The organism is Fontivita pretiosa (assembly GCF_050410795.1).
In the GTDB taxonomy this organism is placed as follows: domain Bacteria; phylum Planctomycetota; class Phycisphaerae; order Tepidisphaerales; family Tepidisphaeraceae; genus Fontivita; species Fontivita pretiosa.
The window spans coordinates 1,320,327-1,340,127 of the sequence record NZ_CP191258.1 but is presented as its reverse complement, the minus strand read 5'-3'; the positions used below and the strand labels follow the sequence as shown (position 1 = coordinate 1,340,127).

Annotated in this window: 16 protein-coding genes; 8 read left to right on the top strand and 8 right to left on the bottom strand. The window is 63.5% G+C overall.

Going from position 1 to position 19,801, the window contains the following annotated elements:
• The first annotated feature begins 118 nt into the window (after positions 1–118).
• The gene (locus ACQS5P_RS05425; protein ID WP_428939885.1) at positions 119–1,243 is read left to right on the top strand and encodes an RluA family pseudouridine synthase; all 1,125 of its coding nucleotides are present in this window, start codon (positions 119–121) and stop codon (positions 1,241–1,243) included.
• On the opposite strand, the gene ACQS5P_RS05420 is transcribed toward ACQS5P_RS05425, so the two are convergent.
• Together ACQS5P_RS05420 and ACQS5P_RS05415 are read right to left on the bottom strand one after the other, a co-directional pair.
• Positions 1,170–1,835 (bottom strand): hypothetical protein, encoded by a 666-nt coding sequence (locus ACQS5P_RS05420; RefSeq protein ID WP_428939884.1) that lies wholly within the window; start codon positions 1,833–1,835, stop codon positions 1,170–1,172. The genes ACQS5P_RS05425 and ACQS5P_RS05420 overlap by 74 nt on opposite strands.
• Positions 1,836–1,865: 30 nt before the next feature.
• Positions 1,866–2,381: a hypothetical protein gene (locus tag ACQS5P_RS05415; RefSeq protein ID WP_428939883.1), complete on the bottom strand. Its 516-nt coding sequence runs from the start codon at positions 2,379–2,381 to the stop codon at positions 1,866–1,868.
• Positions 2,382–2,461: 80 nt separating this feature from the next.
• Between ACQS5P_RS05415 and rsmA the strand changes: the two genes are divergently transcribed.
• The gene (rsmA, locus tag ACQS5P_RS05410; protein ID WP_428939882.1) at positions 2,462–3,316 is read left to right on the top strand and encodes a 16S rRNA (adenine(1518)-N(6)/adenine(1519)-N(6))-dimethyltransferase RsmA; all 855 of its coding nucleotides are present in this window, start codon (positions 2,462–2,464) and stop codon (positions 3,314–3,316) included.
• Here the strand turns inward: rsmA and ACQS5P_RS05405 are convergent.
• Positions 3,255–3,677 (bottom strand): hypothetical protein, encoded by a 423-nt coding sequence (locus ACQS5P_RS05405; protein WP_428939881.1) that lies wholly within the window; start codon positions 3,675–3,677, stop codon positions 3,255–3,257. The two genes, rsmA and ACQS5P_RS05405, sit on opposite strands and share 62 nt — an antisense overlap.
• A 281-nt stretch (positions 3,678–3,958) precedes the next feature.
• Here ACQS5P_RS05405 and ACQS5P_RS05400 point away from each other — a divergent pair, with 281 nt between their 5' ends.
• The gene (locus ACQS5P_RS05400) at positions 3,959–4,390 is read left to right on the top strand and encodes a DUF4870 domain-containing protein (RefSeq protein ID WP_428939880.1); all 432 of its coding nucleotides are present in this window, start codon (positions 3,959–3,961) and stop codon (positions 4,388–4,390) included.
• Here the strand turns inward: ACQS5P_RS05400 and ACQS5P_RS05395 are convergent.
• Positions 4,383–5,300: an AraC family transcriptional regulator gene (locus tag ACQS5P_RS05395; protein WP_428939879.1), complete on the bottom strand. Its 918-nt coding sequence runs from the start codon at positions 5,298–5,300 to the stop codon at positions 4,383–4,385. The genes ACQS5P_RS05400 and ACQS5P_RS05395 overlap by 8 nt on opposite strands.
• 152 nt (positions 5,301–5,452) lie before the next feature.
• Between ACQS5P_RS05395 and ACQS5P_RS05390 the strand changes: the two genes are divergently transcribed.
• The 5 genes from ACQS5P_RS05390 to ACQS5P_RS05370 all read left to right on the top strand — a co-directional run bounded on the left by ACQS5P_RS05390 (position 5,453) and on the right by ACQS5P_RS05370 (position 14,759).
• Entirely contained in the window at positions 5,453–6,499 is a 1,047-nt protein-coding gene (locus tag ACQS5P_RS05390; RefSeq protein ID WP_428939878.1) for an NAD-dependent epimerase/dehydratase family protein, read from the top strand.
• A gap of 113 nt (positions 6,500–6,612) precedes the next feature.
• Positions 6,613–7,404, top strand: coding sequence for a hypothetical protein (locus ACQS5P_RS05385; protein ID WP_428939877.1), 792 nt, complete (start codon positions 6,613–6,615; stop codon positions 7,402–7,404).
• A gap of 52 nt (positions 7,405–7,456) precedes the next feature.
• Positions 7,457–8,263, top strand: a complete 807-nt coding sequence (locus tag ACQS5P_RS05380) for an adenylyltransferase/cytidyltransferase family protein (RefSeq protein ID WP_428939876.1) — start codon at positions 7,457–7,459, stop codon at positions 8,261–8,263.
• A 272-nt stretch (positions 8,264–8,535) separates the two neighbouring features.
• Positions 8,536–13,110: a glutamate synthase large subunit gene (gene gltB, locus ACQS5P_RS05375; protein WP_428939875.1), complete on the top strand. Its 4,575-nt coding sequence runs from the start codon at positions 8,536–8,538 to the stop codon at positions 13,108–13,110.
• Positions 13,111–13,259: 149 nt separating this feature from the next.
• Positions 13,260–14,759 carry a glutamate synthase subunit beta gene (locus tag ACQS5P_RS05370; protein WP_428939874.1) on the top strand — a complete coding sequence of 500 codons (1,500 nt, stop codon included), beginning with the start codon at positions 13,260–13,262 and terminating at the stop codon, positions 14,757–14,759.
• Between the two features lie 8 nt (positions 14,760–14,767).
• On the opposite strand, the gene dxs is transcribed toward ACQS5P_RS05370, so the two are convergent.
• The 4 genes from dxs to ACQS5P_RS05350 form a co-directional block, all read right to left on the bottom strand.
• Positions 14,768–16,729 carry a 1-deoxy-D-xylulose-5-phosphate synthase gene (gene dxs, locus ACQS5P_RS05365; RefSeq protein ID WP_428939873.1) on the bottom strand — a complete coding sequence of 654 codons (1,962 nt, stop codon included), beginning with the start codon at positions 16,727–16,729 and terminating at the stop codon, positions 14,768–14,770.
• Positions 16,730–16,832: 103 nt separating this feature from the next.
• A complete protein-coding gene (locus tag ACQS5P_RS05360) occupies positions 16,833–17,720 on the bottom strand; it encodes a phage antirepressor protein (protein WP_428939872.1) in 888 nt (295 codons plus the stop codon).
• Positions 17,721–17,841: 121 nt separating this feature from the next.
• Positions 17,842–18,732, bottom strand: a complete 891-nt coding sequence (locus ACQS5P_RS05355) for a polyprenyl synthetase family protein (protein ID WP_428939871.1) — start codon at positions 18,730–18,732, stop codon at positions 17,842–17,844.
• 62 nt (positions 18,733–18,794) lie between these two features.
• Positions 18,795–19,769, bottom strand: a complete 975-nt coding sequence (locus tag ACQS5P_RS05350; protein WP_428939870.1) for a mannonate dehydratase — start codon at positions 19,767–19,769, stop codon at positions 18,795–18,797.
• Between the last annotated feature and the right edge of the window lie 32 nt (positions 19,770–19,801).

Genomic DNA, 19,801 nt, shown 5'->3' with positions numbered 1-19,801 from the left:
TGAACAGGCTTCAATGACCAACAACGCAGCAGACCGCGATGGTCGATGCGGGTGATCCGCCTCGATCTCGATCATGTCATGGATCGTTGCTGGCATCGGTTGTTTTAAGCATTGTTGTATGTCCGCGACGGAAATCGACGACAACCTCGACGAAAAGCTTCCGCCTCAGCCGGATGAAGAGTCCGAAACCGAGGTCTACCGCTGGCGGCTGTCGAAGAACCTGGTTCGCCGGCTGGATCAGTATCTGGTGGATCGGGTGGGGTATCTGTCGCGCGCCGAAGTGCAGAGGCTGATCAAGGAAGGGCTGGTGAAGGTCAATGGCAAGCCGACCAAGGCCAGCTATCACCCGCGCCAGGGGGACGAAGTGGAGATGTTCGCTCCGCCGCCTCCGGTCAGCCAACTGATTCCCGAGCCGATCCCGCTGGACATCATTTACGAGGACGAGCATCTGCTGGCGATCAACAAACAGAAGGATCTGATCGTGCATCCGGCGCGCGGGCAATGGACCGGCACGCTGGTCAACGGGCTGGTTTACTACGGCAAGAAGTGGAGCACGGCGGCGGGAACCTGGCGGCCGGGGATCCTGCACCGCCTGGACCGCAACACCACGGGCATCATGCTCGTGGCCAAGAGTGACGAGGCGCACTGGCGGCTGGCGCGGCAGTTTGAGAACCGTACGATCCAGAAGACGTACCTGGCGGTTGTTCATGGGCGGCCGCCGCTGCTGGGGGACGTGATCGACATGCCCATCGGCAAGGATCGCTACGTTCGCGAGAAACAGGCGGTGCGAAAGCTTGAGAACGGCGGCAAGCCGGCGGTGACGGTGTACGAGGTGCTTCAAACCTACAAATACAGCGGCGAAGTGCCGGCCCAGGCGGCTCAGGACACATCACGGAATCAGCCGCATCCGCCTTCGGGGCCGCAGCAGATCTTTACGCTGGTGAAGCTGTCGCCCAAGACCGGGCGGACGCATCAGTTGCGGGTGCACATGGCGGCGATCGGGTGCCCGATCGTGGGCGACACGATGTACGGCGGGCGGGTGTTTGAGTCGCCGGGCTTCCGCTTCGATCGCCAGGCGCTTCACGCCTATGAGATCACGTTCGTGCATCCGGCCACGCTCCAGGCGATGACGCTCAGAGCGCCGCTACCGCCGGACATGACCGAATTGCTCAACCGCCTTTCGCCAGTTGACGCAGGATCCTCCCCAGCCGAAGCCAGATTGTCTGAATACATCCGAAGATGATGAGCAGGCAGGTCCAGTCCAGCAGGCTCAACTGGGCCAGGGTGTAGCGGCGATCGTTGAACCAGATCATGGCGAGTGTGGCCAGCAGCCCGACCGACAGCGCCACCATGCGCCAGGGCTTGGACATGATGCCACCGAACTGGCGTTTCCCCGCCACGGCCTGGCCGAGCATGCCGACGTAGGCGCTGAACAGGGCGAAGATGGCGGCCCAGTAGCCGCTGATCGGGTGGCACAACCCGCTGTGCGCCAGGGCGGTGAAGATCAGCACGTCGGAGATTCGGTCGGGCAGGTCGTTGATGATCTCGCCTCGCGGCCCGGCCCGCCCCTGAGCCAGCGCCACCATCCCGTCGAGCATGTTCAGCCACAGACGAAGGAAGATCAGCAGCGGGGCGATCAACAACAGCAGCGGGTATCGGGCGGCGAAAAGCAGACAGATCGCGGCGACGGCGGCGGCGAGGATCGAGGCGTAGGAAATCAGGTCCGGATGCACGCCGGCGGCAACGCACCAGCGAACCGCAGCCTGCGCCGTGGCGCGAAACCGATCCGGGATCGGGCGGCGGTTCGTCGGCTCATACCCCTTGTGCATGCCCACCTGCCCATCTGCTGATCACCCCTGGGCGCGTCATGGCTGGCGGCGGTGCTCCTCCGACGGCTGCGCGGGCCTTCTCTTCAGGTGATAGTGCCCGCGCTCGCAACTGATGACGAAGCGCTCGACACAGGCCTTGAGGTCTTCCCATCGCTGGCGAATCACGTCGGCCTCGTCCGGGTCGATGTGTGGATCGTCCTCGACGGAGGCCGTGACCGCGTCGAGCAGCTCGGAAAAGTCGCGCACCATGGCGCGGGTTTCGTTGTAGATGCTTTCGTCGGTACTCTTGCGGATGTCGGGGACCGGGTTGGACACGAAGAATCCCCCGGCCTCATTGCACAGCCAGCGGATCAGCCGGATGTCCTTGGTCAGCAGGTACATTTCGCGGACGCGGTCCAGGGGGTTGCGTGCGCCGCTCTGATCAGGGTCGCGCTCGTCGGCGGGTGGCTCGCACCACTTGTAGACCAGCGCCGGCGAGACCCGCAGCGCCGCCGCCACCGCCTTGACCCCAGGCTCATCTACCGCTTGCCGGATGACCTCGTAGGATTTCATGATGAGCTATTGTACACCGAGCGGGGAGCTGGGAAGAAAGCCGCGGATCAGGTGGACGCAGGCGGCAATCTGAACGGATCATGGCACAGACCAAATCGCAGATCCAGAAGTATCTCGAGCAGGCCGGCACCGGGCCAAGGCAGCGGTTCGGTCAGAACTTCATGATCGACCAGAACCTGGTGCGGCTGATCGCCCAATCCGCGCAGCTCACGCCCGATGACGTGGTGATCGAGGTCGGTCCTGGCACCGGGACCTTGACGGAGGAGCTGCTGAGCCGGGCGGGTCGAGTCATCGCGGTGGAGATCGACCGTGACTTGGCGAAATTGTTACTGGAACGGTTCGGCGCTCAGCCGAAGTTCAAGTTGATTGAAGGGGATGTGCTGGAGGGAAAGTATGCGCTGAACCGGGAGCTGGAGGCGATGGTGCGGGCCGCCGTGCATGAGGCAAAACCCGTCAAGCTGGTGGCGAACCTGCCGTACAACATCGCTTCGCCGCTGATTATCGAGCTGCTGATTGCGGGTGTGGGGATGCTGGTGTTCACGGTGCAGAAGGAAGTGGCCGAGCGGTTGCGGGCCGGGGCGGGCGAGCAGGCGTACGGACCGCTGAGCGTGATCGCGCAACTGCTGGCTGAGATCGAGCTGTTGCGGACGCTTCCGCCACAGGTCTTCTGGCCGGCGCCGAAGGTCGATTCGGCGCTGGTGCGGATGATCCGGCAGGATCGGCTGGGCAGTTGCGCCGCGGATTTCTCGCGATTTGTGCACCGCGTCTTCGCGTATCGTCGCAAGACGCTTCGCCGGGCCATGGCGCAGGCGGGATATGACCCGATGATTCTCCAGGTCGCGGGCGTGGATCCACAGCTTCGCCCGGAGAACCTTACGCCCCAGCAGTTTCTGGCTTTGTTTCAGGTGGCCGCGTCGTCGAAGCCGCAGATGTGAGCGACAATCCTATCCCGGCCACAAGCAGTGCTGCGGTCGCGGCGGTGTAGGCATATTCAGAGCGGCGATGCAGCGTCTGGAAGCGGCGCATCTGCTGGACATCAGTACGGCTCAGGCGGTTCATCTCAAAAGTCCACCCGCGGACAAGCAGTGCGGCGGCCAGCGCCAGCAGCATCAGCAAAGTCAGCATCGCATGGATCGGCCTGCGGCTCAGCAGGCTCAACAGCGTGCCGGCGGCGCAGGCGACCATGCCCACGATGACCTGGTATTCGGCAAAGGCCGCGAACAGGATCGGAGCGGCATTGCTGGCCAGCTCCCGGCTGGTGGCGAACAGCCGCGTCACAAACAACAGCAGCGCCACCTGACCCCCGAACCACAACCCCCATGCCAGGATCGTTATCACCGCCAGTGTCTTGCGCATGCGACCGAGTATAGCTGAATGTCCCGGGCATGTCGGACAGTCCAGGCGAATCGGGTTGTACGCGGCCCTGCGGCAGCTGTAAACCGGATTATGGATTGAGCAGGTGGATGGGGAATTGACGGGGGGATTTGTCGGATTTACAGTGTCCTGGCCACAGGGCATTTCGGATTCTCCATTCACAGATGCGCTGCTGAAAGCGCGCAGGCAAGGATGAGCAGCTCATGAGCGAAGGACCAAACCCACCCGGATCGTCACCCAATCCACAGCCCGTTGATTACCAGACGCCTTCGTCGGGATCAGGGCCCTTGCCGTATACCGGGCCGGTGCCGGATCAGGACGCACGCACCATGGCCATGCTCTGCCATCTGCTGGCGATCTTCACTGGTTTCCTGGGGCCGCTGATCATCTGGCTGATCAAGAAGGACGCCAGCCCGTTCGTGGACGATCAGGGCAAGGAGGCGCTGAATTTTCAATTGACGCTGCTGATCGCGTGGGTGGTGGCCGGGGCACTGGCGTGCATCACGTTCGGCATCGGGGCGCTGCTTTTCCCGGTGATCCTGGTGTTGAATGTGGTGTTCTGCATCCTGGCGGCGGTGAAGGCGAACCAGGGCGTGGCGTATCGGTATCCTTTGGCGATCCGTCTGGTCAAGTAGTATCAGGCGGCTGATGACGCGCCGTGGCACGCGCGGTGATCCGCTGTTGTCGCAGCAGGTGAGCGGGCGACAGCCCAAACACGCTCTTGAACGCGCGAGAGAAGTGGCAGGGGTCGGTGAAACCCAGTTCGGCGGCGACCTGCTTGACCAGCGTTCCGGGCGTTTGCATCCGCGCCGCGGCGTGACTCATCTTCAGCCGCATCAGCCGCTGGTAAGGGCTCTGGTGGTCGAATCGCCGGAACAGACGACAAAGATACGCCTGGTCCAGCCCGCAGCGTTGAGCCAGTTGTTGCAGGGATCGAAGTTCAAGTGCATGGGCTTCCAATTCCCGGCGGCATCGCTGGTAGGTCTCAAAGGCGGCGGTCTCGACCGAGCCCAGGGGCAGTCGCGTTTCGGCCAGCTTCAGCAGCAGTGCCTGGAGCAGGGCGGCGCAGATGGCGCCGCTGCGGGCGGAGTTTCGCATGCCGTTGCGGATCAGCTCGTCAAAGATCGGCACAACCTCGGCGGGGGCGGCGGTCTGGACTGCGCCGCCAGGGCTGAGCCCGGCCAGGCGCAGCATGCGCCTGGCGGCGCTGCCGGCGAAATCGACGAAGTACTTGACCAACGGCTCGTCGGCATCGGTGCGGATGTGATGCGCCACTCCTGGGCCATACGAGAACGCCGTTCCCGGCACCAGGCGGCATCGGCGGCGGGCCAGCACGAGCGAACCCCTGCCCGCGGCGACAAATTCCAGCCCGTAGTATGCGAAGGTATTGCGGCGGATCTGGTAATCGGCGGCACAACGCTCGACCCCACCGCAAATCACGCGCAGTTGCGGGTGCCCAGCTTGCCGCTGCGCCCGCAGGTGGAACCGGCTGGCCTCGGCAATCTGGGCCGAGAAAGGCACCTGCGCCAGGTCAATTTTTGGCATAGATTCGGCAAGAATAGTCATTGGTATCAGGCATGGCAACGCATATGGTTACTGGCTAGTTGAACAATGTTCCGATGTGTCATCCTGTGCCGCCGAGCACAGACAGCACGGGCCAGTGGGTAGCGGGCGTGGGGAAACTGGAGCAAGTGCACATGAGCGAGACTGCCAATAGCTGCGCAAAGAACGACCTGATTGTGGTGACCGGGGCCGGCGGGTTTATCGGCGGGGCACTGGTGAAATACCTGCTGGACAAGGGCTTTACCAACATTCGGGCGGTGGACAAGAAGCCCCTGCCGCAGTGGTATCAGCACCATCCCAGCAGCGCCGGCGTCGAGTCGCTTTGCCTGGATCTGTCGGACAAGGAGGCGTGCATGCGCGCCGCGGAGAACGCGGTGGAGGTGTACAACCTCGCGGCGGATATGGGCGGCATGGGCTTCATCGAGCGTTTCCGTGTGGAGTGTCTGCGCAGCGTGCTGATCAACACGCACATGATCGAGGCCGCCTACCGCGCCGGAGCGCAGCGCTACTTTTTCAGCTCATCAGCCTGTGCCTACAACACCGAGCTTCAGAAGGTTCCCACGGCCAGGGCGCTGAAGGAGTCGGACGCCTACCCCGCGATGGCCGAGCGCGGCTACGGATGGGAGAAGCTGTTCAGCGAGATGGTCTGCCAGGAATACTGGGCCGAACGGGGGCTCAAGACGTTCATCGCGCGATTCCACAACGTCTACGGTCCGTGGGGAACCTGGGACGGTGGTCGGGAGAAGGCTCCCGCGGCGATCTGCCGGAAAGTCATCGAGGCCAAGTACGAAGGCAAGGACGAGATCGTGATCTGGGGCGACGGCACGCAGACTCGCAGTTTCATGTACATCGACGACTGCACGAAGGGGATCGACATGATCATGCACTGCGAGAAGCTGATCGCCACGCCGGTGAACCTTGGCTCCAGCGAACTGGTGTCGATCAACGATCTGGTCAGCTACGTCGAGGAGATCGGGCAGGTGAAGCTCAAGCGCCGCTACGACCTGGACGCGCCCAAAGGAGTGGCGGGGCGAAACAGCGACAACACGTTCATCAGGAGCGTGCTGAACTGGGAGCCGACCACCAAACTGAAAGACGGGCTTCGACCCACGTTCAAGTGGATCGAGCAGCAGTACAAGGACCGCAAGGCGGGCAAGCGAACGGTCAAGGACGTGCTGTGAAAATTGCCAGGGCCGAATGCAAGAGAGTGAATCGGAGGTGAGTTCCGGTCATCCCTTGGTCATCGTGGCCTGGTCATTGGTCATCAAGTGGTGCGATCATTGGTTCATTGCCCATGCGTGAGCTGACTTCGGTCATTGGCCACATTCCGTATCGGATGGCGTTGGCGGGGGGATGGATCGACCAGCCGTTCGTGTCGCGGTTGAATCCCGACGGGGTCGGCTCGATGGTGGTGGTGGGGCTGGAGCCGATCGTGAGGTTCATGGATCGTTCCGGCATGGCCACAGGCACACGCAAGGTGGCGCTGCGGATGTGGCCGGAGGGACTGCCCAAAGACCGCTCGCCGCAGCAACTGGTCAGAGACTTGTACGCCGAGGAGAACAAGGACCTTGCCGAGCCTTCCGGATCGCAGGACATGATCGGGCTGCTGTATCCGGGGGTGAATCGTCTGGACTATGACTGCCGTTTTGAAGGCGGGGTGTTTCCGCGGCACATCGAGTCGAACACGGACCCGAGGATTGCCCGGTGGATCGAGCAGGTGGTGCATGTGATCGCGGTGGCGCCGCGACCGCCGGGCTACAGCCCGCTTGGCGTGAAGAACCTGGACCCGCTGTGGATTGCGGAGCTGGGCCGCAGCGGCAAAGACTGCTTCGATGCGATCGTGAGCTGCGATCTGCGCGGCCTGGGCGAATCGATGAACCGCTGCATGAAGTGCTGGGCGACGCTTCTGCCGCACGTGCTGAGGCATCCGACAATCGAGATCGACCTGCCGGGACTGCTGGAGTATTACCAGTCGCGCTACGCCGGGGCGATGTACAGCGGCTGCGGTGGCGGCTACCTGTATGTGGTTTCCGAGGAGCCGGTGCCCGGCGCGTTCAAAATCAAAGTGCGACTGGGCCCGCCATGATGGCGCCATCGTGCCGGTGTCATTGTTCATTGAGACTGCTGAGCCCGTGAACGTGAAAACGATTCTTGTCTCGTCCAGTTTCGACGACATGCGGTTTGCCGACTTTCGCTTCCTTGAGGAGGCGGGTCGGCTTGGGCAAAGTCTGCATGCGCTGCTCTGGTCCGACGAGCTGGTCCAGCGACTGACCGGCAAGCCGCCGAAGTTTCCCCAGGCCGAGCGGCAGTATCTGCTTGGGGCGATCCGGTACGTGGGGCAGATTGCGGTGGTCAACGACCTGAGGTCGTATCCCGATGTTGAGGCGCAGGTCTACGCCGTTCGCGAAGGCGAGGACACACCGGCCGGGCGACAGTGGGCCAGCTCCAACGGCATCGAATATCGTGTGATTGAAGAGCGGGTCTTGAAGCTGGTTCCGCCGCCGCCTGCGGTGCCGCTTAACCCTCGCAGCTCGCGCCCGAAAGTCGTCGTGACCGGCTGCTTTGACTACTTCCACAGCGGCCACGTGCGTTTCTTCGAGGAATGCTCGGAGCTGGGAGATCTTTACGTGGTTGTGGGGCACGACGCGAACATCCGGCTGCTCAAAGGCGAAGGCCATCCGCTGTTTCCCGCGACCGAGCGGCGCTACATCGTCGGATCGATCCGCTACGTGACCGAAGCGTTGATCTCCAGCGGTCAGGGATGGATGGACGCCGAGCCGGAATTCCTGAAGATTCGCCCGGACATTTATGTGGTGAACGAGGATGGAGACAGGCCCGAGAAGCGCGCGTTTTGCCAGGATCACGGGATCGAGTACCGGGTTCTGAAGCGTTTGCCCAAGCCCGGGCTGGCCCGACGTTCAAGCACGAGCCTGCGGGGGTTCTGAGGTTCTGTGAGCAGGCTGCGGTGGAACACATCTTGCATTAGGGAAAATCAGCGACATACTCGGTCTGTTGTGCCTATAAATTGGGCACGCCGGGCAATTGTCGGCGTTGTTGCCGACAAAATGGGCGGGGCTATGCGCTCAGCGGAATGGTATAGGTACAATTCCGTTGCGTCCGGGGCGCACTGCCCTATACTCCCGCTGCTCGAAAATCGGACTTTGCGAACGTGGAATTGGACATGATGCAGTACGACCAGCGCCCAGCGAATCGATCGATGCGCCTTGCCGGCCTGCCGCCGCCGCAGGGGTTGTATCATCCGGCCTTTGAGCATGATGCCTGTGGGGTGGGGTTCATCTGCCACATCAAAGGCAAGGCCAGCAACAAGCTCATCCAGAACGCGCTGGAGATGCTGGAGAACATGAATCACCGCGGCGCCTGCGGGTGCGAGGTGGATAGCGGCGACGGGGCGGGGATCATGATGGCCACGCCCGACAAGTTCTTCCGCCGCGAAGCCAAGAAGTGGGGCTTTAAGCTGCCCAAGTTCGGGGAGTACGGGGTGGCGATGTGCTTCTTGCCGAAGGATCTGGTGGCCCGGCTGGAGTGCGAGCGGATCCTTGAGAACACGGTTCGGGCGTTTGGGATGACGGTTCTGGGGTGGCGTGACGTGCCGACGAACGAGAACTTCGTCGGTCCCACGCCGCGGCGGATGGAGCCGCGCATTCGCCAGTGCTTTATCGGCATGGGCGAGACGTTTTACAACCGCAGCGACTTCAACCGCCGGATGTATCTGGTCCGCCAGCTCACCGAAAACCAGGTCGAGTTTGGCCCGGATGTTTCGCCGGAAGCCAAGCAGGTGTTCTACATCAACCTGCTATCGACCAACCGGATGGTGTACAAGGGGATGCTGACGGCCAGGCAGTTGCGCGGGTATTACCCGGACCTGAGCGACCCCGATTTTCAAAGCCACTTTGCGATCGTTCACTCGCGGTTCAGCACCAACACCTTTCCGAGCTGGCGGCTGGCGCATCCGTTCCGCTACCTGGCGCACAACGGGGAGATCAACACGCTGCGGGGCAATCGCAACTGGATGCGGGCGCGGTATGCCTCGCTTCAATCGGACGTGTTCGGCGACGAGCTGAGCAAGTTGTTCCCGATCCTGACCGAATCCGGCTCGGACTCGGCCACGCTGGACAACATGCTTCAGTTCCTGTGCGTCAACGGTCGATCGCTGGCGCATGCGGTGCTGATGCTGATCCCCGAGGCCTGGCAGAACCACAGCCTCATGGACCCGGACCTGAAGGCGTTTTACGAGTATCACGCCTGCCTGATGGAGCCATGGGATGGCCCGGCGAGCATCGCGTTCACCAACGGCGAACAGATCGGCGCGGTGCTGGACCGCAACGGGCTTCGCCCCAGCCGCTACTACGTCACCCGCGACGACCTGTGCATCATGGCCTCGGAGGTCGGGGTCCTGCCGGTCAATCCGGAAGATGTGGTCAAGAAGTGGCGGCTTCAGCCGGGCAAGATCTTCCTGATCGACACGAAGAAGGGTCGGATCATCGACGACTACGAGATCAAGCGCGAGCTGATGGATCGGCGTCCATGGCGGCGGTGGCTCGATGAGAACATGATCGAGCTGGACTCGCTGCCGGCGCCGGATTACGTGCATCAGCCGGATCATGAGACCCTGCTCCAGCGGCAGCACGCCTTCGGGTACACCAACGAAGACCTGAAGATGATCATCACGCCGATGGCCACGCGTGGCGAGGAGGCGGTGGGATCGATGGGCGCCGACACGCCGCTGGCGTGCCTGAGCGACCGTCCGGTGCTGCTGTACAACTATTTCAAGCAGCTTTTCGCGCAGGTGACCAACCCGCCACTGGACGCGATCCGCGAGGAGCTGGTCACGTCGATGTTCACGTACCTGGGGCGTGAGGGGAACCTGCTGGAGGAATCCCCGCGGGCAGCGCACCTGGTCAAGCTCAAGCAGCCGATCCTCAGCAACAATGATCTGGAGAAGCTGCGGCAGGTGGCGGTGGGGGACCTGCGGGCGGTGACCCTGCCGATGCTGTTCAACGTCGCCGACGGCGAGGAGGGGCTGCACAAGGCGCTGGAGGAGCTGATGGCCAGCGCCGCGCAGGCGGTCAGGGATGGGGCGTCGATTCTGGTGCTGTCGGATCGCGGCGTGGATCGTGACCACGCGCCGATCCCGGCGCTGCTGGCGACCAGCGCGGTTCATCACCACCTGATCCGCGAAGGCACGCGCACGCAGTGCGGGCTGGTGATCGAGACCGGCGAGGCGCGCGAGGCGCACCACTTCTGCCTGCTGATCGGCTACGGCGCCGGCGCGATCAATCCGTATCTGGTCTTCGAGACCATCGCCGATCTGCACAAGGAAGGCCTTCTGCCTCGCGAGCTGACGCTGGAACAGGCCAAGAAGAACTACATCAAGGCCGCGAACAAGGCGATTCTGAAGGTGGCCTCGAAGATGGGGATCAGCACGATCCAGTCCTACCGCGGGGCGCAGATCTTCGAGGCGATCGGATTGAGCGAGGAGCTGATCGACCGCTACTTCACGCACACCCCCAGCCGCATCAAGGGGGTGGGGATCGACGTGATCGCGCGGGAGTGCCTGATGCGTCACCGCAAGGGTTTTCCGCCGATCGAGGTCGATCAGGACGTGCTCAGCAGCGGGGGCTTTTACCAGTGGCGGCGTGACGGGGAATACCACATGTGGAACCCGGACACGGTGGCCAAGCTCCAGCACGCGGTGCGTATCGACTCGTTCAAGACGTTTCAGGACTTCAGCCGGCTGTGCAATGATGAATCGCGCAACCGCTGCACGCTGCGCGGGCTGCTTCAGTTCCGCAAGGGGGTGCAGCCGCCGGTGCCGATCGAGGAAGTCGAGCCGGCCAGCCAGATCGTCAAGCGATTCGCCACCGGCGCGATGAGCTTCGGATCGATCTCGCGCGAGGCGCACGAGACGCTGGCGATCGCGATGAACCGCATCGGAGGCAAATCCAACACCGGCGAGGGAGGCGAAGACCCGGACCGCTTCAAGCCGGATCCCAACGGTGACTGGCGGCGCAGTGCGATCAAGCAGGTGGCCTCCGGACGTTTCGGCGTGACCGTCGAGTATCTGGTCAACGCCGATGAGCTTCAGATCAAAATGGCGCAGGGCGCCAAGCCGGGCGAGGGCGGGCAGCTCCCCGGGCACAAGGTCGATGAGTATGTCGGCAAGATCCGGCATTCCACGCCCGGCGTGGGACTGATTTCGCCCCCGCCGCATCACGACATCTACTCCATCGAGGACCTGGCGCAGCTCATTCACGACCTGAAAAACGCCAATCCACAGGCGCGGGTAAGCGTGAAGCTGGTCAGCGAGGTTGGGGTCGGCACCGTCGCGGCAGGCGTGGCCAAGGCCAAGGCGGATCACATTCTGATCAGCGGGGATTCGGGCGGGACCGGCGCCAGCCCGCTGACGAGCATCAAGCACGCCGGCCTGCCCTGGGAACTGGGCCTCGCCGAGACCCAGCAGACGCTGGTGATGAACGGTCTTCGCGGGCGGGTGGTGCTTCAGACCGACGGTCAGATCAAGACCGGGCGTGATGTGGCGATCGCATTCCTGCTGGGAGCCGAGGAGGTGGGGTTTGCCACCGCGCCGCTGATCGCCACCGGATGCATCATGATGCGCGTCTGCCACCTGAACACGTGTCCTGTGGGCGTGGCCACGCAGGATCCGGAGCTTCGCCGCAAGTTCGCCGGAAAACCCGAGCACGTGATCAACTTCATGTTCTTCGTGGCCGAGGAGCTGCGGCAGATCATGGCCGAGCTTGGGTTCCGCACGGTCAATGAGATGGTGGGGCGTTGCGACATGCTGGAGTTCGCTGACGTGTCCAACCACTGGAAGGCGCGGCATCTGGATCTGTCGGTGATCCTGCACATGCCCGAGCTTCGCCCCGGCGACACGCGCTACAACACACAGAAGCAGGAGCACGGGCTGGAGAACTCGCTGGACCACAAGTGTCTGATCAAGCTGGCCGAGCCGGCGCTGGAGCGCGGCGAGAAGGTGCGGGCCGAGCTGGAGATCAAGAACGTGCACCGCACGGTGGGCGCCACGCTCAGCGGGCTGATCGCCCGCAAGTACGGTTTTGCCGGCCTGCCGGATGACACGATTCACTTCAAGTTCACCGGCTCGGCGGGGCAGAGCTTCGGATGTTTCGCCGCCAAGGGGCTCACGCTGGAACTGGAGGGCGATGCCAATGACTACCTGGGCAAGGGCCTGAGCGGCGGGAAGATCATCGTCTATCCGCCGAAGGCTTCGAAGTTCAAGGCCGAGGAGAACATCATCGCCGGCAACGTGATCTGTTACGGCGCGATCGCCGGAGAGGTCTATATCCGCGGGGTGGTTGGCGAGCGGTTCTGCGTGCGCAACAGCGGCGTGTATGCGGTGGTGGAGGGTGTGGGGGACCACGGCTGCGAGTACATGACCGGCGGGCGCGTGGTGGTGATCGGCCCGACTGGACGCAACTTCGCCGCCGGCATGAGCGGCGGCATCGCCTACGTCTACGACGACAACTCGCTGTTCGAGCGACTGTGCAACACCGAGATGGTGGAGCTGGAAAAGCCCGACAAGCCCGAGGATATCGCCACCATCAAGCGGCTGCTGGAGAACCACGCACGGTACACCGGCTCGCCGGTCGCTAAGAACATCCTGGCTGACTTTGAGAACGAGATCCGCTGGTTCGTGAAGGTGATGCCGACGGATTACCGTCGTGTGCTGGAACACCAGGCGGAGGTGGAGGAGCGGGCGCGCAAGCTGGCGCAGCGGCAGACGGCAACCGTCTGAACGTCGCGAGAATGACATGGCCGTATAATCCAGGCGTGATGGCAACCACCGTCGAAAACATCCTCGCCACGCGTGCCGGCCGAAACGCTCCCGGGCGGATACGTATGCACCGGGTCTGAAACTGGTTGATCGACGGAAAGTGAACTGAGATGGGCAAACCCACTGGCTTCAAGGAGATCCCCCGCGAGACGCCCAAGCGTCGCCCGGTTGAGTTGCGGGTGCTGGACTGGAACGAAATCTATCTGGATTTTCCGGAGGAGAAGCTGCGTGCCCAGGGCGCGCGGTGCATGGACTGTGGCATCCCGTTCTGTCACGGCAATGTTCGAGGTCCAAACCCTCTGACCGATTCGGTGGGCTGTCCTCTGGGCAACCTGATCCCGGAATGGAACGATCTGGTCTACCGCAATCGCTGGCGCGAGGCGCTGGCGATGCTGCACAAGACCAACAACTTCCCGGAGTTCACCGGACGTGTCTGCCCCGCGCCCTGCGAGGAAGCCTGCGTGCTGGGGATCAACGAAAAGCCGGTGACGATCAAGAATATCGAAGTCAACATCATCGAACACGCCTTCGATCAGGGGTGGGTCAAGCCCCGGCCGCCCGCAACGCGCACGGGCAAGAAGGTGGCAATCGTCGGCTCCGGTCCGGCGGGACTGGCGTGCGCGGCACAGCTCAACAAGGCCGGGCACTGGGTCACCGTCTTCGAGCGCGCCGATCGCGTCGGCGGACTGCTCACCTACGGCATCCCCCAGTTCAAGCTTGAAAAACGCTTCGTCGAACGCCGCGTGAAGCTCATGGAGGCCGAGGGCATCCGCTTCATCACCAACGCCAACGTCGGCCGCGATGTGAAGATCGAGCAGCTTCGTCAGGACTTTGACGCGATTGTTCTGTGCGGCGGAGCCACCCGGCCACGGGATCTGCCCGTCCCGGGGCGGGAGCTTAAGGGCATCCATTTTGCCATGGAGTACCTGCCGCAGGCCAACCGCGTGAGCCTGGGCGAGACCGTGCCCAACCAGATTCACGCCAAAGACAAGCATGTGATCATCCTGGGCGGCGGGGATACCGGCGCCGACTGTCTGGGCACCGCTCTGCGACAGGGCTGCGCCAGTGTCCGGCAATTCGAGCTGCTCAGCCGGCCACCCGACGCTCGCACGCCGGACATGCCCTGGCCCTACTGGCCGATGATCTTCCGCACCAGCAGCGCCCATGAGGAGGCCGCCGTCAAAATCGGGCACGACATCCGCGACTTCTCGATCAATACCAGAAAGTTCACGGGCGAAAACGGAGTGGTCAAAAAGCTCCACGCCGTGCGGCTGGAATGGAAAAAAGATCCCTCGGGGCGATGGGTCAGCAGCGAGATCCCCGGCAGCGAGTTCGAGCTGGATTGCGACCTGTGCCTGCTGGCACTGGGATTCCTCGGCCCCGAACACGACGGCCCGGTCGGACAGCTCGGGCTGAAGCTTGACGCCCGTGGCAACGTGCTGGTGGACGACGACTACATGACCAGCGTGCCCGGGGTCTTCAGTGCCGGAGACATGCGCCGCGGTCAGTCGCTGGTGGTGTGGGCCATTTCCGAAGGTCGCTGCGCCGCTCACGGCGTGGACAAGTTCCTCATGGGCTACAGCGACCTGCCGAAGCTGAAGCTGTTCTGATCCTGCATCTAGCCCGGGTTCGAGACGTGGGCGGCGACCTGCGCGGCGGGGCGGCGCGCCAGCGCGTCGCGAACGCTTCGCATGATGCCCGGCACGTCCAGCCCGACTTCGGCGAGCTGTTCCTTGCGGCTGGCGTGAGGCATCAGTCGGTCGGGCATGCCCAGCCGCGTGAGCTGCGCCGTGGGCAGGTGGTGGGCTACCGCGTGCTCGGCCACGGCCGTGCCAAAGCCGTTCAGCAGCGAGTGATCCTCCAGCGTGAGCGCCGGATGCCCGGGCCGCAGCACGCGCGCCAGCATCTCGCCATCCAGAGGCTTGCAAAAGCGGGCGTCGATGACTTCGACATCGATGCCTTCTTCGGCCAGTTGCTCCGCCGCCTGCATCGCGTTCTCCGCCAGCGCGCCGTATACGATGATCGTTGCATCGCGTCCACGACGCAGCGTGCGGCTTCGGCCCAGCGACCACTCCTGGCTGGCGGCATCGCGAAGCAACGGATCGATGGTGTCTTCGAAGTTGCTGGCCGGGACGTTGTCGCGCGGATAGCGCAGCGCACAGGGCACTTCCAGCTTCAGTGCCAATCGCAGGGCGCGATTCAGTTCCGCCTCATCGCTGGGGGCCATCAGAACCATTCCCGGCATCGGGCGCAGGAAGGCCTGGTCCATGAAGCCGTGATGCACGGCTCCGTCGTCGCCGACATACCCGGCGCGGTCCATGCAGAACACCACCGGCAGGTGATTGAGCACCACTTCCTGCCAGATCTGATCAAACGCGCGCTGGATGAACGTGGAATAAATCGCCGCGACCGGACGCAGCCCGGCCTTGCACATCCCCGCCGCCATCGCGACCAGGTGCGACTCGCAGATTCCGGTGTCCTGGTATCGGTCGGGCAGCTCCTTCTCGAACTTGCTCAGCCCCGTGCCATCGGGCATGGCGGCGGTCAGCGCCACCACCCGCGGGTTCTGCCGCGCGATGGCGATCAGGGCGTCGGCGAATGCGCTGGTCCAGGATTTGCCCTGTGGCCGGCTGATCTGCACGCCGCAGTCGGTCACGACGAACGAGCTGGGGCTGTGCATCTTGGTCGGTTCGGAAGCAACCAGCTCATATCCCTGTCCCTTGACCGTCTTGACGTGCAGCAGCACCGGCGCCTGCACGTGCTTGATCTCCCCGAGCATGTTGATCAGCCCGGGCAGATCATGGCCGTCCAGCGGACCCATGTATTTGATGCCCAGCGACTCGAAGATCTGCCCCGGCCAGAACGTGCTCTTCACGCCCGCGGTGAAGTGCCGCCACATGTACTCGATGCGTGAGCCGATGCTGGTGGGCAGCTCGTGGACGATCTTCTTGCTGATGCGTTTGAATTCGTCGTAGGTGCTGGAGACGCGGACGCGTTCCAGGTAATGCGCCAGCGCGCCCTGCGGAGCCGAGATGCTCATGCCGTTGTCGTTCAGCACGATCAACATCTGGCGTTTGAGTGTTCCGGCGTTGTTCAGGCCTTCAAAGGCCAGTCCGTTGACGATGCTGGCGTCGCCGACGACGGCGACGACGTTGCTCTGCCGCCCGATCTGCGCGTCGCCGCGCGCCAGGCCGACGGCCGTCGAGATCGCCGTACCGGCATGACCGACCGCGAACAGGTCGTAAGCCGATTCTTCGGGGGATGGAAAGCCGCTGATGGATCCCTTTTTCCGCAGCCGCTGGAACTGTGCCGCCCGTCCGGTGAGCATCTTGTGCGCGTAGCACTGATGCCCCACGTCCCACAGCAGCCGGTCCGGTCCCTGAGGGTATGGACCGAAGTCGTAGACATAATGCAGGGCAATCGTGAGTTCGACCACGCCGAGGTTGGACGCCAGGTGGCCGCCGTTGCGACTGACGGAATCGAAGATCCGCTGGCGCAGCTCCTGCGCCAGTTCAGCCAGCTCGGACAGCGACAGCTTCCGCAGGTCGCCCGGCGAAGCAATCTGGTCAAGCAGCGACATTCCCGAAAGAACCTCCCGTGAACCCTGATCGTCCCTGATCGTGCCCCATCATAAGCCCATGGTCGGCGCGTGGCTGAAGTTTCACGATTTTCACCACGCCATCTCAGGCGGCATGCTGCGCGGGCTTGGTGGTCTGCGCAGGCGCCCGGTCGTGCGCATCTTCCGTCGAGCGCGGACCGACACGACTCACTGGCTGCGTCACCGCTGCGCCGACGCCCTGGGCGATCTGCGCGGCGGTTGCGGCGACAATCCTGCCCGCATCGCGTACATCAGCCAGAAGACGCTCGAATCCTTCCGAGCCCCGTCCGCGGTGCAGCACCGCCGCCGTCGTTTCCGCCAGCGTTACCAACGCCAACTCCAGGTCGGTCATGTGGTCGCGCAGGTTGGCGCTGGTGCCGGACAGACCTTTGTACCGCCGATAGCCCTCCACGTCCATGCCGAACGCCGAGCGGATCAGCTCGTTGGTCAACGCCCGGTACTGCTCACTTTCACGCGCACCGCGGCGGAACCACTCGGCGGTCAGCTCGTGGCGAGCGCTGACTCCCCGCAGCCGCTTGTCGATCCACCGTCGCGAGTAACCCCGCTGCTCATAAAGCTTTCGCGCTCGCACCAGGGCCAACTCGGGATTCTCCGCTTCCTCGATACGCTGCCGGGCGGATTCGGCCATCCACCGCTTGATGCGCTCGGCGCGAGGGGAAGGAATCGACTGAATCAGCCGCAGCACGCCCTCCAGATCCAGCGCATCGGTGGTGACGGTCCGGCCGTCTTCATCGACCTGGAACTCGACGCTCTCCGCCAGCCGCGCCAGCGCCGGCTCCCGGGCCTTCAGATCAGCCCAGTATTCATCCGGATGCTCGGTTTCTGTCAGGACTTGCACGACGCCCGGTGCCGAGTACCAAATCCCCAGCTCTTCGCCCCGATTTGCTCGCAGGACTCGCGGATCCGAAAGTACGCCGTCCAAGCCGCCAGTCGTGGCTCGTTTTGTATTCATCTTCTTTACCTTTCGCAGTTTATGCACAAAGAGTAATACGTACCACAGTGGCTGAAGATCGGCAGAGTACCGGTATCGCATCGGGCATAAGTTGTGATCTGACAGGAAGTTGATGAAGCCGCTACATCTGCCGCTCCACCGCGAAGCTTGCTAAGCTGCGAAGCCCGTCGGCGGCTTGATCCAGGTTGGCAAGGGCGGCGATGGCTGCGTCGAGCTGGCGGCGGGCTTCGGAGCGGCTGGCGTCCAAGCCCAGCAGCGCGGGGTAGGTATTCTTGCCCCGCGTGCGGTCCTTGTTGGTTGCCTTGCCCAATTGTTCCGGGCTTGCCGTGACATCGAGGATGTCATCCACAATCTGAAAAGCCAGCCCCAGGTGTTCGGCAAACGACGTGAGTGCATCGAGCTTTTCTCGATCGGCACGGGCGGCGATGGCGCCCATCCGGCAACTGGCCACCAGCAACGCGCCGGTTTTCATCCGGTGCACCTGCTGAAGCTGTGCCAGCGAGAGGGTCTGGTTTTCCGCTCCGATGTCCAGAACCTGGCCGCCAATCATCCCCGTTGGACCGGCGGCGCGGGCAAGCTCGGCCACCAGCAGCGGCGCCAGCTCGGCCTCGGCGCGCCTGGCCAGCAGCTCGAACGCCAGCGTGACCATCGCGTCGCCGGCCAGGATCGCCATCGCTTCGCCAAAGACCTTGTGGCTGGTGGGCTTTCCGCGTCGCAGGTCGTCGTCGTCCATGGCGGGCAGATCGTCATGGACCAGCGAGAAGGTGTGAACCAGCTCCACCGCCGCCGCCGCCGCCAGCGCCGTCGGCTCGGACAAAGCCGTTGCTCGGCAGGCGCGCCAGGATTCGAGCACGAGTGCCGGCCTGATGCGCTTTCCGCCCGCAAGCAGGGAGTACTCGATGGCTTCGATCAGTTGCCGCGGGGTCTGATCCGCCTGCTGCCTCAGAAAGTCGCGCAGGCAGGCGCTTATCCGTTGTGCATGTTGCGCGAGAATGCTGGTCGCATCAGTCACAAGTGCCGAGCGTGCGCTGAATTGACGCCGAATGCAAGTGCGGTTGATTCGGCCCCGCCGGCTCAGGCGGGCTTTCCGTACACCGCTTCGCGCAGGCCGGTGATGTACCCGATCGCCAGCAGCCGTCCGATGCTCGAATAGCACGGGTTGTCGTTGCTGTCGCCTTCAAGCGTCGGCACGTGGTCCGGTCGCAGAACTCCCTCAAAGCCGATGTCCTTGTACGCCCGCATGCACGCGAGCATGTCGGTCTGCCCGGCTTCATGGAAGGTCTCGACGAAGTTATCCGGCGTGCCGCGCACATCGCGGAAGTGCACGAAGTGGATCCTGCCCTGCTTCCCGAAATGCCGGATGACCCCGGGCAAGTCCCGGGTCATCAGCGTGAAATTCCCCTGGCAGAGCGTGATGCCATTGTACTCGCTGGGGACCATCTCGATCAGGCGCTGGAAGCCCTCGACGCTGCTCATGATCCGCGCAATGCCGCGCAGCGGCGACAGCGGCGGATCATCCGGGTGCATCGCCAGTTTGACGCGAGCCTTCTCCGCCACGGGCACCACGCGCTTCAGGAAGTATTCCAGGTGCTCCCACAGCCGCTGCTCGGGCACCACGCCATACTCGGTCAGGGGCGGGCCTTTCATGGCGTCCAGGCGAAAGCCGGTCACCAGCGCTCCGCCGCGCGAAGGAATCGCCATGTCCGTCCGCTGCCAGCTTATCCCCGCCATGAAGTTGTAGCAGACCACCGGAATGCCAAGCTGGCCCATGTTCCGCAGCATGGTGCAGAACAAATCGATTTCCTCGTCGCGTCCGGGCAATCCCAGGCGGATCTTGTCCATCGGCGGGGAGGACTCGATCACCGCCAGTTCCAGCCCGGCCTTTTCAACACGTTCTTTCAGATCGCGCAGCGGCTGGTATTCCCATGGCCGGTCCTCATGCAGTCGAGCATAGTCGAAGAACACCACCGCGTGCGTGACGCCAGCCTGCACCACCAGCTTCCACAGCGGCGTCGGCTGAAACGGCAGGGCTTCTGCGATCTTGATCATCGTGTTGGTCTCCCATGGCCCGCGAATCGACG

Coding starts and splice junctions, on each gene's coding strand:
- ACQS5P_RS05385 (WP_428939877.1), top strand. CDS start 6,613: ATGCGTGAGCTGACTTCGGTCATTGGCCACATTCCGTATCGGATGGCG.
- gltB (WP_428939875.1), top strand. CDS start 8,536: ATGCGCCTTGCCGGCCTGCCGCCGCCGCAGGGGTTGTATCATCCGGCC.
- ACQS5P_RS05415 (WP_428939883.1), bottom strand. CDS start 2,381: ATGAAATCCTACGAGGTCATCCGGCAAGCGGTAGATGAGCCTGGGGTC.
- ACQS5P_RS05390 (WP_428939878.1), top strand. CDS start 5,453: ATGAGCGAGACTGCCAATAGCTGCGCAAAGAACGACCTGATTGTGGTG.
- rsmA (WP_428939882.1), top strand. CDS start 2,462: ATGGCACAGACCAAATCGCAGATCCAGAAGTATCTCGAGCAGGCCGGC.
- ACQS5P_RS05370 (WP_428939874.1), top strand. CDS start 13,260: ATGGGCAAACCCACTGGCTTCAAGGAGATCCCCCGCGAGACGCCCAAG.
- ACQS5P_RS05395 (WP_428939879.1), bottom strand. CDS start 5,300: ATGCCAAAAATTGACCTGGCGCAGGTGCCTTTCTCGGCCCAGATTGCC.
- dxs (WP_428939873.1), bottom strand. CDS start 16,729: ATGTCGCTGCTTGACCAGATTGCTTCGCCGGGCGACCTGCGGAAGCTG.
- ACQS5P_RS05350 (WP_428939870.1), bottom strand. CDS start 19,769: ATGATCAAGATCGCAGAAGCCCTGCCGTTTCAGCCGACGCCGCTGTGG.
- ACQS5P_RS05425 (WP_428939885.1), top strand. CDS start 119: ATGTCCGCGACGGAAATCGACGACAACCTCGACGAAAAGCTTCCGCCT.
- ACQS5P_RS05400 (WP_428939880.1), top strand. CDS start 3,959: ATGAGCGAAGGACCAAACCCACCCGGATCGTCACCCAATCCACAGCCC.
- ACQS5P_RS05360 (WP_428939872.1), bottom strand. CDS start 17,720: ATGAATACAAAACGAGCCACGACTGGCGGCTTGGACGGCGTACTTTCG.